This is a genomic window from Streptomyces sp. NPDC001450 (genome assembly GCF_053597295.1).
Genome location: NZ_JBSFHY010000004.1, coordinates 286,743 through 300,215 on the forward strand (window position 1 = coordinate 286,743; position 13,473 = coordinate 300,215).

The 13,473-nt window shown below is 70.3% G+C and carries 12 protein-coding genes and 1 pseudogene; 9 read left to right on the plus strand and 4 right to left on the minus strand.

Features of this window, described 5'->3' with window-relative positions:
• The 4 genes from ACWC5O_RS06280 to ACWC5O_RS06295 all read left to right on the plus strand — a co-directional run bounded on the left by ACWC5O_RS06280 (position 1) and on the right by ACWC5O_RS06295 (position 3,239).
• Positions 1–387 (plus strand): rhodanese-like domain-containing protein, encoded by a 387-nt coding sequence (locus ACWC5O_RS06280; protein WP_450582735.1) that lies wholly within the window; start codon positions 1–3, stop codon positions 385–387.
• Complete coding sequence (locus tag ACWC5O_RS06285; RefSeq protein ID WP_450582737.1) at positions 384–1,130, plus strand: sulfite exporter TauE/SafE family protein; 747 nt, start codon at positions 384–386, stop codon at positions 1,128–1,130. Before ACWC5O_RS06280 ends, ACWC5O_RS06285 begins: the two co-directional genes overlap by 4 nt.
• A gap of 247 nt (positions 1,131–1,377) precedes the next feature.
• Positions 1,378–1,965, plus strand: a complete 588-nt coding sequence (locus tag ACWC5O_RS06290) for a rhodanese-like domain-containing protein (RefSeq protein ID WP_450582739.1) — start codon at positions 1,378–1,380, stop codon at positions 1,963–1,965.
• A 389-nt stretch (positions 1,966–2,354) separates the two neighbouring features.
• Positions 2,355–3,239 carry a hypothetical protein gene (locus tag ACWC5O_RS06295; protein ID WP_450582741.1) on the plus strand — a complete coding sequence of 295 codons (885 nt, stop codon included), beginning with the start codon at positions 2,355–2,357 and terminating at the stop codon, positions 3,237–3,239.
• Positions 3,240–3,267: 28 nt separating this feature from the next.
• On the opposite strand, the gene ACWC5O_RS06300 is transcribed toward ACWC5O_RS06295, so the two are convergent.
• From ACWC5O_RS06300 to ACWC5O_RS06310, 3 genes are all read right to left on the minus strand, one after another.
• Positions 3,268–3,549, minus strand: coding sequence for a hypothetical protein (locus tag ACWC5O_RS06300; RefSeq protein ID WP_450582743.1), 282 nt, complete (start codon positions 3,547–3,549; stop codon positions 3,268–3,270).
• Positions 3,546–5,189, minus strand: a complete 1,644-nt coding sequence (locus tag ACWC5O_RS06305) for an FAD-dependent oxidoreductase (RefSeq protein WP_450582745.1) — start codon at positions 5,187–5,189, stop codon at positions 3,546–3,548. The genes ACWC5O_RS06300 and ACWC5O_RS06305 overlap by 4 nt, the downstream gene beginning before the upstream one ends.
• Before the next feature lie 68 nt (positions 5,190–5,257).
• A complete protein-coding gene (locus ACWC5O_RS06310) occupies positions 5,258–6,004 on the minus strand; it encodes a ferric reductase-like transmembrane domain-containing protein (protein ID WP_450582747.1) in 747 nt (248 codons plus the stop codon).
• Between the two features lie 754 nt (positions 6,005–6,758).
• Here ACWC5O_RS06310 and ACWC5O_RS06315 point away from each other — a divergent pair.
• Together ACWC5O_RS06315 and ACWC5O_RS06320 are read left to right on the plus strand one after the other, a co-directional pair.
• Positions 6,759–7,604 (plus strand): hypothetical protein, encoded by an 846-nt coding sequence (locus ACWC5O_RS06315; RefSeq protein WP_450582749.1) that lies wholly within the window; start codon positions 6,759–6,761, stop codon positions 7,602–7,604.
• Complete coding sequence (locus ACWC5O_RS06320; protein WP_450582751.1) at positions 7,601–9,082, plus strand: NADH-ubiquinone oxidoreductase-F iron-sulfur binding region domain-containing protein; 1,482 nt, start codon at positions 7,601–7,603, stop codon at positions 9,080–9,082. The genes ACWC5O_RS06315 and ACWC5O_RS06320 overlap by 4 nt, the downstream gene beginning before the upstream one ends.
• Positions 9,083–9,440: 358 nt before the next feature.
• Here the strand turns inward: ACWC5O_RS06320 and ACWC5O_RS06325 are convergent, their stop codons facing one another.
• Entirely contained in the window at positions 9,441–10,508 is a 1,068-nt protein-coding gene (locus ACWC5O_RS06325) for a LacI family DNA-binding transcriptional regulator (RefSeq protein ID WP_450582753.1), read from the minus strand.
• A gap of 316 nt (positions 10,509–10,824) precedes the next feature.
• Between ACWC5O_RS06325 and ACWC5O_RS06330 the strand changes: the two genes are divergently transcribed.
• The 3 genes and pseudogenes from ACWC5O_RS06330 to ACWC5O_RS06340 all read left to right on the plus strand — a co-directional run.
• Positions 10,825–12,123: an ABC transporter substrate-binding protein gene (locus ACWC5O_RS06330; protein WP_450582755.1), complete on the plus strand. Its 1,299-nt coding sequence runs from the start codon at positions 10,825–10,827 to the stop codon at positions 12,121–12,123.
• Positions 12,124–12,134: 11 nt separating this feature from the next.
• Entirely contained in the window at positions 12,135–13,199 is a 1,065-nt protein-coding gene (locus tag ACWC5O_RS06335) for a carbohydrate ABC transporter permease (protein WP_450582757.1), read from the plus strand.
• Positions 13,196–13,473, plus strand: a pseudogene (locus tag ACWC5O_RS06340) (carbohydrate ABC transporter permease); the annotation flags it as partial. The gene ACWC5O_RS06335 and the pseudogene ACWC5O_RS06340, both read left to right, overlap by 4 nt.

Consider the following 13,473-nt stretch of genomic DNA (forward strand, 5'->3'; position numbering starts at 1 on the left):
ATGACGAGCCTGTTTCGACGCAGCGGAAGCGGCCTGGGGCGGGTGACGGTGCAGGAGGCCGCCCTCCGCACCGGGCATGCCACCGGACGGGGCGGTGATGCCCTGCTGCTCGATGTGCGGGAACCCCACGAGTGGCAGGCCGGACACGCTCCCGGCGCCGTACACCTGCCCCTGACGGCGCTCACCGCCGGTGCCGGGCTGCCCGCTGCGGCACAGGCCCGGCCCGTCGTCGTCATCTGCCCATCGGGCAGCCGCTCGCAGCGGGCGGCCGAACTGGTGCACGCCAGGGGCGTGGAGGCCGTCGACGTGATCGGTGGCATGCGGGACTGGGCCGTTTCCGGACTGCCGGTGGTGGACGCGCACGGCAGAGAGGGGACCGTCGCATGAGTGCCGTGATCCTCGCTCTGATCGCCGGGGCCGTCATCGGCCTGGCCCTCGGTGCGCTCGGGGGCGGCGGCAGCGTACTGGCCGTGCCCGCCCTGATCTACCTGCTCGGCTTCACCCCGGTCGCGGCCACCACGGCAAGTCTGGTCATCGTCACCGTCACCTCCGCCACCGCGCTGTCCGCGCACGCCCGCGACGGCCATGTCCGCTGGCGTACGGGGCTGCTGTTCGCGGCGGCGGGAATCGGCCCGGCGATGCTGGGCGGAGCGCTCGCCGGTCGCCTGCCGGCAGCCGCACTGGCCGTGTCCTTCGCCGTGGTCGCGGCGGTTGCCGCGATACGCATGCTGCGGCCCCGCCCGGCGCCGGAGACCGCCGCGCCGGTGCGGCCCGTCCGGGCGGCGGCCGCCGGTGCCGGGCTCGGCGCGGTCACCGGCGTACTCGGCGTGGGCGGCGGCTTCCTCGCCGTACCGGCACTGGTCAACGTTCTCGGCATGCGGATGCGGGCGGCGGTGGGCACCAGCCTGCTGGTCATCACCATCAATTCGCTCGGCGCGCTGGCCATGCGCGCCGGAACGGCCAGTGGCCTGGACTGGGCCGTCATAGGGCCGTTCGCCGGGGCGGCGATCCTGGGTGCCTGGGACGGCAAGCGCCTGTCGGCAAAGCTGCCCGGGGACACCCTGCGGCGCGTCTTCGCCCTCGGCCTGCTCGGGGTGGCCGGCTTCATGCTGCTGGATGCGGTCGCATGAGCACCCCGGACCCTCGGAGCTCCTACGCGAGTGACAGGAACAGCTTCTCCACCCGCGCGCGCATCGCCTCCACGTCCTCCCCGTTCTTCTCTTCCTACCCGCCTCGATGTCCGTTCAGCACGGCCTTCAGGGACCTGTCCTCGAGCTCCAGTTCCACGACCACTCCTCCACCTATACCCCCCGGGGTACTGTACGTCCCGTTCCGGAACGTCGACGCCCAACAAGACCGACAAGGATGACAGCTCTCATGACCAGCCCCCTCACCCCCAGCACGCTCGGCACCGACCAGGCCAGCGAGCGACTCCACGAACTCACCGTCATCGACGTCCGCACCCCCGGCGAATACGCCTCCGGCCACCTGCCGGGCGCCCTCAACATCCCCCTGGACCACATCCGCCGCGCGCTGCCCGAGATCCGGCATGCGGCCGGGCGCGGAGACGTCCTCGTGGTGTGCGCTTCCGGCGCCCGCTCGGAGAACGCCTGCAAGCTCCTGGCCGAGCAGGGCATCCCGACCGCCACCCTCGCGGGCGGCACCACGGGGTGGGCCGCGCAGGGGCACGACCTGCACCAGCCCGCGGCCTGCGACACCCGGGCCCGCTGGAGCATGGAACGGCAGGTCCGCTTCACCGCGGGCGCGCTGGTGCTCCTGGGGCTGGTCCTCGGTCTGCTCGTGCACCCGGCCTTCCAACTGCTCTCGGCCGGCATCGCGGGCGGCCTCGTCTTCTCCGCCCTCACCAACACCTGCGGCATGGCGGCCATGCTCGGCAAGCTGCCGCACAACCGGCCCCGCACAGCCGACCTCGACGCCACGCTCGCCGCACTGCGCGCCCGCTGAGTCTCGCCGATAAGGACCATCCCCTCGACCACGGCCACACGGACCTGCACCGGGGCGGCCGGGTATACGCCCGCGGCCGCATCCGTGGCAACTCCCGTGGACGGAGCGGTAAGCCCGCGGCGTCCGCCAAGTACAGCAGCGGCTGTATCTGTCGGTGTCGCCGCGCGCCGACCATGCCCACGCACCTGCCTCCGCGACCTCATGAACGCGCTACCTGCCCCAGCCGGAGACCAGGTGCACTCCGGCGGCTACCGGGCCACGAGCTGTGAACCTGCTCGACAGGTGTGACCTCATCGAGGCTTCCGTCGCTTGGAGTGCTCGGCATGCGTGGACGAATCGCTGAGGGCGGCGGCCGACCGCGTGCATGCCACACGCTAGGATCCCTGGCCATGGCGAGGCGGGGGTGGCGGCTGGGTGCCGTGGCGGTGGCAGCAGTGCTGGCGGCGTTCTGCGCCTCCGGCCCAGAACCCCCGGAGGTCATCCGCACGACGTCGGACCTCGGCCCGCTGCCGGCCGACCGCTACGACTACACACCGCAGGACTACCAGCGATCCCACCGGGCATCGGCATTACTGATCCGGCAGTGCATGGCGGACCGCGGCCACCCGGACTTCCCGCTCGACCCCCGTTACCCCAGCGACCCCGTCGTCGCCACCGCGGTCGGCACCGACTACGGCGCCCTCGATCTCGACAGCGCCCGCCGCTGGGGCTACGGCTGGGACCCTGCAAAGCACCCGGACCCCCGGCCGACGGGCCGGCGCATGACCAACGCCGAGTATTCGGACTGGCCTTCCTGCAACGACCAGGCGAATCGGCGGCTGATGCACGGCATAGACCTCAAGCGGGACTGGCTTTACGCAAGCAGACGGGCGATCGAGGTCGGCAAAGCGGTCAAGCGCGATCCACGCCTGCGCGCGGCCTGGGATCTGTGGTCCCGCTGTGTGACAGGGCAAGGATTCACCCGCTATCCCGACCCCGTCGCAGCGTACACGGACCACGCCTGGCAGCGGGACAGCAGCGGGAACACCCGGCATACGCAGCGGGAGCGAGCCACCGCCGTCGCGGACGTCACGTGCAAGCGCCGCCACCACACGGCCGAGCTCTGGCACGCCGTACGGGCGCAGAAGCAGGCCGCGGACATCACGCGGCATCGCGACCGCTACGCCGCTGGGCTGCAGGCGCTGCGGACGTACCGGGCCAACATCGCCGAGGTGCTGCGGAAGCTCGGCCAGGGGGCGCCGACGCGGCAGCCGAGCAGGGCGCCACTCTGGTGAACTGGCCCACCAGAGGCGGGGCATCACCTTATTGCCTTGTGTCGCTCCGACTTGGGGCTCTTGTTGCTCTCGGGGCGTCGGAGCCGGAGTCGTCCACGCCCGCCGCCGGGGCGGCCGGTGCTTTGCTCGGCGGCATCGGTGCGGCGGTGACCAGCACTCTGGCGTAGGCGCCCATCACCGCCGCGGTCACCACGAGGATCACCAGCCAGCGCAGATGCAGGCGGGCGGGCAGGCTCAGCGCCCACGGCAACAGCCCGCCGGACGGCGGACGCCCGGAGCGGCGGCCACGTGAACGTCCGCCTCGGCTCATCGTCTGCTCCTTCTGTTCAGGGCCCGCGAGCGCGGACGGGATCGGCCGATCTGGTCGCGGTAGTCGAGAAGTTCCAGGGGCATGTCGAACGCGACGGCTGCGACGATCTGCGGGCCGTGGGCGCTCTCACGGGTGTAGCGGGCGACGAAGCGCTCGCAGCGCAGCGACCCCTCGGTGATCTCCACCTCGGTTCCGAGAGAGGGGATTCCCACGGCCTGGATGCGCGTGCCGTGCTGCTCGGACCAGAAGCGCGGGACCGGTGCGAAGCGGGCGGCGCGGTCCGGGCCGCGCAGCAGCGCGTCCGCGGCGTGCTGGCCCATCTCCACGGCGTGGATGAGGTGCTCTGTCCGGCGCGGCTCGGCGTCGAAGCGCAGATTGGGCCAGCGGGCCACGTCGCCTGCGGCGACGACATGGGGAGTCGGCCTCCCCCAGTGGTCGATCGTGTGGCAGGTGGGAGCGCACAGCACACCGTCGGAGACGTCCAGTCCGCTGTCGCGCAGCCATTCCGTGCGCGGTTCGCTGCCCAGGCCGAGGACGACGAAGTCCGCGTCGATCACGTCGCCGTCGTCCAGGCGCAGCCGGAGTACGTCGCCGTGGTCCTGCCAGTCGGTGATCCGTGTGCCGAGCCGCACGTCGACCCCCGCCCTGCCCTGGATATCGCCCACCACGGCACCGACCCGCTCGCCGAGGACCCGGCGCAGCAGCGGTGCGCTGTGCACGACGATGGTGACGTCCAAGCCGCGGTCGCGGAGTGTGCAGGCCAGTTCGCAACCGACGAATCCGCCGCCCAGGATCACCACGTGGCGGGCGTGCGCGGCATCCGTCGCCCGCCGTACCGCGGCGGCGTCCTCCAGTGTGCGAATCGTGCGGATGCGATCGCTGAAGAGCGGAGCTTCGGGAAGGCGCTTGGCATCCACCCCGGTGGCCACGACCAGACCTTCGAAGGGGAGCCGCTCGCCGCCCCGCAGGTGCACGGCCGACCCGTAGAGGTCGAGGCCGACCAGCCTGGTGTCCAGCAGCCAGTGGGCGTCCAGCGCTTCCTCTGCCCTGAACGTCATCTGCTCCGCTGCGAGTTCGCCGGAAAGGAACTGCTTGGACAGGGGTGGGCGGCTGTAGGGGCGGTGTGGTTCCTCGCCCACGATGACGAGTTCCCCGTCGAAGCCGCGTTCTCGGAGCCGGCTCGCCGCGCTGAGGCCGGCCAGTCCCGCGCCGGCGACGACGATCCGTTTGCGGCTTGCGCGCGCTGACGCTCCACTGCGCAGGGAACGTCCGGGAGGACTTTCGCCGGCGGACCCGGAGGTGCGGGTACGACCACCCTCGATCTTGACGGCCTGCATGGGGCAGCAGCGCGCGGCCTGGCGCGCGTTGGCCGCGAACTCCGCCGGAACGGCACGGGTGTAGTGCAGCGAGCCGCCCTCGGAGATCCGGAAGACCTCGGGTGCCTCCTGCTGGCATATCCCGTAGATGTGGCAGCGGTTGTTGTCCACGCTGATCCGGACGGGCTCGTCCTCCGGGACCAGCACGGGGCGTGGCAGATCGAACGACTCAGCGGGAAGCGCTTCGGCGGCCGGGAGCTTGGCCGGGGCCTGCCGGGCCGGGTGCGCACCGCCTGGCTGGGCCTGCTGGGGAACGAACGGCACGACCCCATGACGGTGTCCCGGTGCCGTGGGCCAGAACTGCTCCCCAGGATGCCCGGTATGAGGATGGTTCACCTGGCGGCTCCGGCCCCGCTCGGGAAGGCCCGCTGGCGCAGCCTGGAGCGCGAGGGGAAGACGCGGATGAGGAAGGCCACCAGCACCGTGCCGGCACCCGCCGCCACGCCGACCGCCACCAGGTTCAGGTGGCGCGGTTCCGGGTGGACCAGAAAGACGTGCAGCCAGATCAGGGCGAAGGACACGTAGGCGAACTGGTGGACCCGCAGCCAGCGGTGGTAGCCCAGGCGGTTCTGCAGCCACACCGAGCAGGCCACGGCGATCGCCAGCTCCGTCCCGAGGATGCCCATGCCCACCGGGACGCGCTGGACACCGCCGAAGAAGGGCAGCGTCAGCTGGGCCCACCCGATCCGCCAGATCGGCTGGTAGAGGAACGTCAGACCGTGGATACCCCCGAAGATCATCGCCGAGAGAGCCAGCATCATGTGGGCGCCGTAGAACGTGGCCCTGTTGACGGCGCGCTGCATGAACCGCAGCCTCAGCATCACCCCCAGGACGACTGTCGAGACCATCAGCACGTAGGCGATGAGCGCGGCCAGCCTCGCGATCTTGTGCACACCCGTGTCGTACGGCACGTGCTCGCGGTACGCGTCCAACGGTGATCCCGGTATCGGCGGCGCGGCAGCGACGGCCTCGGGAGCCAGGAGCGCGGTGGCACCGACCACCGTCACGGCGACGATCAGCCACTTGGCCAATCCGGCGACGGCAGGACTGCGCCTTTCTGGCACCTTGTCCCTCAGCATGTTGTGAGCTCCTCGCATCGACATGCCCACGGAACGCACAGGATGTGTCGGCCGTTCGGGGCCGCCCCCGCACTCGGAGTGCGCTCACGCAGGCGATGACACCAATGCCCTCGAGGGCGAACCACCTGCGGATGATTTCCCCACCCCCAGCAGAGGCAGCGCGCTGCTGGCGGCAGACGCTACACGAATGCGCACGGCCGATCGGCGACTTCAGGAAGGCAAACACAGAGGGGATGCCATGAAATGTTCTCTTTGCGAAGCCGAAAGGGCCGGTTCCGTGGGCAACCTCTGAATGTCCTCTGAATCCTGTGTTGAGATGGCGCTTCGCACGGAGATTCCGCCGTCAGTGAGCGTCCCGTGTGAAAAGCACCACTTCATTCGCTCTCGGTATCGCCCCTCGGAAACTTTTCGGCAAATGGCGCACCGATGGACGAAGTTGTCAGGCTGGGGCCGGCCTCCTGCGCGGGTGAGCCTGGTCACGCCGCTCTCGGCATCTACTAGGCACGGTCGTGGACCACAAACTGCCACCGGCGCCCGGGAAACCGGCGCCGATGACGGGTGTCGCTACGGTCGTGGGCCGTATCTGACCGTTTGGCACTGGGCTGGGGTGCGAGCTAACGATGGGCGCTGTCGTGTAGTGCCGCCGACGCCACACTCCCCGGCGGTGCGCTTCCCCGACGTGGGCATTCGGAATCCCGATCCGGCCCCGCCACGGCCTGGCTGCGTGACCCGAGCGCAAGGAAGAAGGTGCCCCATGTCCAGCGTCGTCCTGCTCGTCCATCCTGCGGTGGGCGCCGCGCCGACCGGAGCAGTCGGCCGGACGATGGCTTTTCTGGACTACTTCGCCGGCGTCTTCACCCTGCTCTCGCTGACTGCCGTGGTGACGTGCGGGCTCGCCGCCACCGACCGGCTGGTGCTGACCGCGCGTCTGCGGGTGGCCGTGCAGTCGGTGCACCGGGCGAGTGCCGTCGCGGCGCTCGGTTTCCTGGTCACCCACATCGCGGTCAAGGTCGTCGAGCGGCACGCCGCTCCGCAGAGCGCGGTGGTCCCCTTCACCGGCGGCGCCGCCCTCGCGGTGAGCCTGGGCACCATCGCCGCCGACCTGCTCGTCCTGATCACGGCCACCGGTGTGCTCCGCGGCCGGTTCGCCGGCAGCCGCCGCCCCTGGCTGTGGCGGGTGCTGCACTCGATGGCGTACGTCTGCTGGCCGGTCTCACTGGCGCACGGTCTGACGGCGGGGCGCAAGGCGCACCCGTGGGTGCTCTGGGGGTACGGCCTGTGCACGGCCCTGGTGGCGCTCGCACTGTTGGTCCGCGTCCTTTCCCACCTGGGCCGCCACCGGACCCTGCGCCGGCGCCGGCGCGGTGCCAAGGCGTATCGGCCCGCTGCTGTCCGCCCGGCCGCGCTGGCCGCCCTGACCACCCGGTCCGCCCGGCCCGGCACCGGCGCCCGCCCGATCGCCTGGGCCGCCCGGCCCGCGGCACCGACGACGGCGGCTCGCTGGTCCGCACGGAGTGCCGGCCTGTCCGGACAGCCCAAGCACGCCGCGAGGTCAGGGCCGCAGCCGCTCCGCCTGGCCCAGTCAGGGGGCGGCGAATGAAGGACGCCCCGCTGAAGCTGCCCGAGGTGCGCTGGCTGGACTCGGCCCGGCTGACCGCCGGCCTGGACCGCCACCAGCGCCTTGACCACGCCGCCCACACCCGTGTCCACCCGCCCCTCCGCCAACCGGACCGGGAGGGTCTGCTCGCCCTGGCCGAAGCCGTCGGCCTGTCCGGCCGCGGCGGCGCCGGCTTCCCGTTCTCCCGCAAGGCCCGGGCCACACTCGCCATCGCCGACCGCACGGGCGCGCCGCCGGTCGTCGTGGTGAACGGCGCGGAAGGCGAACCGGCCAGCGCCAAGGACAAGATGCTGCTCGCCCGTACGCCGCATCTGGTACTGGACGGCGCCTGCCTGGCCGCCGCCGCGTTCGGCGCCGAGGAGATCGTGATCGGCGTCGCCGCGGGCAGTCCCGGCGAGATTTCGGTCCCGGCAGCCCTCGCCGAGCGCGAACTTCCCTGCCCGGCCCGGACCATATGCCTGCCCGACCGCTTCGTCTCCGGCGAATCCGGCGCCCTGATCCGTGGCATCAACGGTCTGCCGGTGGTCCCGGCGCCGTTGAAGGCCCGCGCGGCCGACGGCGGAACGGGCGGGGTGCGTCGCCGTCCGACGCTGCTCTCCAACGCCGAGACCTGGGCCCAACTCGCCGTCGCGGTCCGGCTTGGACCTGACTCCTACACCGCCGTCGGCGCCGCCGCCGAACCCGGCACGATCCTGCTCACCGTCAACCGGCCAGGCACCGATCCGCTGGTGGTCGAGGTCCCGACCGGCACCCGGCTGGGCCCGGTACTGGACGCCTGCGGCCTCCAGCCGGGCGCTGGAGTGCTGGTGGGCGGCTACCACGGCGCCTGGCTGCCCCCGTCGGACGCCATCGACGCGCCGCTCTCCCGCGCCGGACTCGCCGGCCTCGGCGGAACCCTTGGCGCGGGCGCGATCGTCGCGCTCCCCTACGACACCTGCCCGCTCGGCGAGACCGCCCGGGTCGCGGCCTGGCTGGCGGCCGAGTCCGCCGGCCAGTGCGGACCGTGCAAGCGCGGACTGCCCGATGCCGCCGAGGCCCTGGCCGTGCTGGCCGCCGGCGCTGCCGAGCCCGCGGTGCTGGAGGACGCCCGGCGTGCCCTCGGCGCGGCCCAGGGCGGTGGCGCCTGCTCGCACCCGGACGGCACGGCCCGCTTCCTGCTCACCGCACTGGACGTCTTCTCCGAGGACGTCGACGCCCACCTGTCCGGCCCTGGCTGCGGCCGTCCCGTGCGCGGCGTACTGCCCCTCCCGCCCGCGAAGGACGCCCGGCTGGAGGTGGACTGGTCCCGCTGCACCGGCCACGGTCTGTGCGCCGTGCTGGCCCCCGACCTCATTCGCCTCGGTCCGCACGGCTACCCCACCTCCACCACCATCCCGGTCGCCCCCTGGCAGGAGCACGGCGCCCGCCGCGCCGTCAACCAGTGCCCGGCCCTCGCAGTGCGTCTCCAGCACCGCGCCTGACTCCTCCCCTGAGGCCCCTCGCTGCCGGCGCCGGCGCCGTGGCAGCCGGGCGTGACGCCGGTTGGAGCACGAGACGGCGGACGTGCCCTGCCAGGGAAGCAATCGGGCCGGACTCGTCCGCCGGCAGACGGCCGGAACCCGCCCCGGCCGTCTCGGGGGAAGTCGTGGAGCCGGGCGTGTCCGTCGTCGCGTATGAAGCCGTAGCTGGTGGTGCGCCAGAAATCGCTGCGGGCGCGGGCGGTGACCAGAAGATCGGGTCCGTCGGTCTGTATGTGCCGGGGCTCGTTGAGTCAGGTGGCCTCGTGCCAGGGAACCGCGCGCTGCTGATCCATGTGTCCCCCTCGTCTGCGACTGGCTTTCAGATGTGCCGACCTTCGGAAGCGCCCTGGCGCTCGCTCCGCGGGGTGGGGGGCGGGGCTGTGGTGGCTCGGGGAATCAAGTGCGTGGGGAGGACGACGTGTTGCCTGTGGTCCGCGTCGGATTCATGGATGAGCTTCAGGGCCAGTTCGCCGGCCAGGCGGCCCATGTCCGAGGGCGACTGGGCGACCGTGGACAGGTCTGCCCACTGGGCTATCTGGTGGTCGTCGAAACCGATGACGGAGATTCGCTCGGGCACCTGGATCTGGGCCTTACGCAAGAAGTAGATGATGGCGTTTGCCAGTTCATCCATCTCGGCGAAGATCGCAGTGGGCGGCTCCCTCAGGCTCAGCAGCTTCCCGACCCCCTCCATGATGTCCCGTTTGTCTTCGAACGACATGGTGACCACCAGGTCGTCGTCCAGTGGGATGCCTGCTTCGGTGAGTGCCTGCTGGTAGCCGAGCAGTCGTTCGCGCGAGCTGAAGCAGAAGCCGCTGGCGCCCAGGGTCGGTGCGAAGGCGATCCTGCGGTGCCCGAGGTTGAGCAGGTGTCGGGTGGCCTTGCAGGCTCCGTCCACGTCGTCGACGTACACGCTTGGGCGCCCTTCGGCGTGCTGGCTGACATAGATGACCGGCATGCCGAGATCGTCCAGCCGCACGGTCTCCTCTTCGGTGAGGTCGAACCCGAACACCGCCAGCGCGTCGGCGTTCCGCCGAGCCGGGAGGCGCTCGAAGAACGCGGTGCGCTCGGTCATGTCGGGTATCACGTAGACGGTCAGCTCCATGCCGGCCGTGCGCAGCAGCGGGCCCAGGCTGGACAGTGCCGACCCCATGAACCACGAGTTGAGCGTGGGCACGAGCGCGGCCACGACCCCGGTCCTGCCCGTGACCAGACTCGCGGCCTGTCGCGAGACCGCGAAGTTCAGCTCGCGAGCGGCCTCTTCGACCCGGGCGCGGACCTCCGGCGAGACGGTGGGCAGGCCGCGCAGGGTGCGCGAGACGGTGGATGGGGAAACCCCTGCCCGTTCGGCGACGTCGGCCATCGTGGGGAGCCGTTGAGCGGATGACATGGGCGGAAGTTAGCACAGATCCGCTTGTCTGTTCAGTGCCTTGTGACAGCGCTGTCACGAGATGCGATACGGAACCTTTGTGCCGATTTGCTACGTAAATAACGTGTGCGGTTCATCTAAATCCGTCTGTGTTACTGGCAAGTTACGGATTGACTTCCCACAGGTGCACTCCTAGCGTGCAAGCGTTGTCTCGGCGGGATCGAACCTGTTTCTGTGTAGCCACCTCTTGGTTCATTGACCAGCACTTTTCATTCCCGCAACGTCGTGACAGCACTGTCAGCCACGCTTCGGTTTCCGCACGACCAGGAGAAAGACAGTGAAGAACAGGACCACCAGAGCCCTTCAGTGTTCGGCAACGCTCGCCACCGCCGGACTCCTCCTCAGCGCCTGCGGCTCGTCCGGGGGCAGCGGCTCAGGGGAACAGGCCGGGAGCACGTCGTTCCAGGGCCGTGGCCCCATCACGTACGTGGCCGGCAAGGACACCTCCGGCGTCGTCCCGAAGGTCATCGCCCGCTGGAACAAGCTGCACCCGAAGGAGAAGGTCACCTTCATCCAGCTCCCGACGGACGCGGACTCGCAGCGCCAGCAGATGATCCAGAACGCGGAGACGAAGTCCGACGCCTACACGGTGCTCTCCCTCGACGTCGTGTGGACGTCGGAGTTCGCCGCCCACCAGTGGATCGACCGGCTGCCCGAGAAGCAGTTCCCGCTGCAGAACATGCTGAAGCCGGTGGTGGAGACGGCGAAGTACCGCGGCAACCTGTACGCGGCCCCGGCCAGTTCGGACGGCGGAGTGCTGTACTACCGCACCGACCTGCTGAAGAAGGCCGGAGTCACCAAGCCTCCGGCCACCTGGTCGGAGATGACGGCCGACTGCGCCAAGGTGAAGAAGCTGCCCGAGGCCAAGGACATGTCCTGTTACGCCGGCCAGTTCCAGAAGTACGAGGGCCTGACGGTGAACTTCGCCGAGGCCGTGAACTCGGCGGGCGGTGTCGTCACCGACGCGAACGGCAAGCCCGACGTCGACACCGCCGACGCGAAGAAGGGCCTGGACTTCCTCGCCCGCTCCGTCAAGGACGGCACGATCCCCAAGGAGGCCATCACCTACCAGGAGGAGGACGGCCGTCAGGCGTTCCAGTCCGGGAAGCTGATATTCCTGCGCAACTGGCCGTACGTGTACTCCCTGGCCCAAAAGGCAAAGGTGGCGGGCAAGTTCGCGGTCGCACCTCTGCCCGGCCTGAACGGACCCGGCTCCTCCAGCCTGGGCGGACACAACCTGGCCCTGTCGTCCTTCGCCAAGAACAAGGCCACGGCCCTGGACTTCATGAAGTTCTTCAGCAGCGAGGACAGCGCGAGCACGTTCCTCAAGGACGCCTCCCTCGCCCCGCCGTACGCGGACCTGTATGACGACGCATCGCTGGTCAAGCAGTACCCGTACCTGCCCGTCCTGAAGCAGTCCATCCTGCGGGCCGTGCCGCGTCCGCGCGTCGTGCAGTACGGCGACGTGACATCGGCGATCCAGCAGGAGGCCTACGCCGCTCTGACCGGCAGCAAGAGCAGCGCGCAGGCGCTGAAGGACCTGCAGAACGACCTGCAGAAGTCCACGGCGCAGTGAGGAGCGGGGCCATGGCCGACACCAAGACCCCGCCCGAAACCGGCGCGCACGAGCCCGTCAGCGCAGCCGGCAGTCCTTCGGGACAGCCCCCCACGCCGTCGAGCCGCCGGCGCACGCGGACCAAGGCGACCGCGGGCTCGGGGCGGATGGCGGCACTGCTGGTGTCCCCGACGCTCCTGGTGCTGTCGATCGTCGTGCTCTATCCGACGATCATGGCGCTGAAGGAGTCGCTGTACGGGACCAAGGGGCTGGACCCGAAGACCGGCTTCATCCGCACCAGCGAGCCGTTCGTCGGGCTGAAGAACTACAGCGAGATCTTCGGCCCGGCTGGGGACCGGTTCTGGAACGCCTTCTCCAACACCACCTTCTTCACCGTCGTCACCGTGGGACTGGAGACGGTGATCGGTGTGGCCATGGCCCTGATCATGCACAAGGCGTTCCAGGGCCGGGCCCTGGTGCGGGCCGGCATCCTGGTGCCCTGGGCGGTGCCCACGGCCATCTCCGGCCTGCTGTGGCGGTGGATCTTCAACAGCAACGGCATCGCCAACGCCGTCATCGGACACCAGATCCTGTGGACCACCGAAGGCTTCCACGCCAAGGTCGCGGTGATCGTCGCCGAGGTGTGGAAGACCGCCCCCTTCATCGGGCTGCTCGTGCTGGCCGGACTGCAGGTGATCCCGAAGGAGGTCTACGAGGCGGCCCGCATCGACGGGGCAAGCGCCCCACGGCAGTTCTGGCACATCACCCTGCCCCTGGTGAAGCCCGCGCTGCTGGTGGCCGTGCTCTTCCGCTGCCTGGACGCGCTGCGGATGTTCGACCTGCCGTACATCCTCATAGGCGCGCAGAAGAACTCGGTGGAGACCCTGTCCATGCTCGCGCAGAACGAGGCCTCCAACGTCCGTTTCGGACCGGCCTCCGCCTACGCGGTGCTCCTCTTCCTCTACGTGTTCCTCATCGCGCTCGCCTTCGTCCGGCTGCTCGGCGCCGATCTCGTCGGCGGCGCCGCACACAGAAATGAAGGCAAGAAGACGCGTCGGCGTATCACGGTGCTGCGCCGTGCGGAGGTGACGGCATGACCAGCACGGCGAAATGGCGGAGTCGGCTGCTGTACGTGGGTGTGGTCGCGGTGGTGGCCTACTGCCTGGCCCCGTTCTACTGGATGCTGGTCTCCAGCCTGCGGCGCACCTCCGACATCTTCGACACCTCGCTGTTCCCCACCCACGTGTCGTTCGAGAACTACCGGGCGGTGTTCGATCCGTCCCAGGGCTTCACGAGGGCGTTGCTCAACAGTCTGGTCGTCGCCGGCATCACCACCGTGCTGGCGCTGCTGCTGGCCACCTTCACCGCCTA

Coding starts and splice junctions, on each gene's coding strand:
- ACWC5O_RS06280 (WP_450582735.1), top strand. CDS start 1: ATGACGAGCCTGTTTCGACGCAGCGGAAGCGGCCTGGGGCGGGTGACG.
- ACWC5O_RS06285 (WP_450582737.1), top strand. CDS start 384: ATGAGTGCCGTGATCCTCGCTCTGATCGCCGGGGCCGTCATCGGCCTG.
- ACWC5O_RS06290 (WP_450582739.1), top strand. CDS start 1,378: ATGACCAGCCCCCTCACCCCCAGCACGCTCGGCACCGACCAGGCCAGC.
- ACWC5O_RS06295 (WP_450582741.1), top strand. CDS start 2,355: ATGGCGAGGCGGGGGTGGCGGCTGGGTGCCGTGGCGGTGGCAGCAGTG.
- ACWC5O_RS06300 (WP_450582743.1), bottom strand. CDS start 3,549: ATGAGCCGAGGCGGACGTTCACGTGGCCGCCGCTCCGGGCGTCCGCCG.
- ACWC5O_RS06310 (WP_450582747.1), bottom strand. CDS start 6,004: ATGCTGAGGGACAAGGTGCCAGAAAGGCGCAGTCCTGCCGTCGCCGGA.
- ACWC5O_RS06315 (WP_450582749.1), top strand. CDS start 6,759: ATGTCCAGCGTCGTCCTGCTCGTCCATCCTGCGGTGGGCGCCGCGCCG.
- ACWC5O_RS06320 (WP_450582751.1), top strand. CDS start 7,601: ATGAAGGACGCCCCGCTGAAGCTGCCCGAGGTGCGCTGGCTGGACTCG.
- ACWC5O_RS06325 (WP_450582753.1), bottom strand. CDS start 10,508: ATGTCATCCGCTCAACGGCTCCCCACGATGGCCGACGTCGCCGAACGG.
- ACWC5O_RS06335 (WP_450582757.1), top strand. CDS start 12,135: ATGGCCGACACCAAGACCCCGCCCGAAACCGGCGCGCACGAGCCCGTC.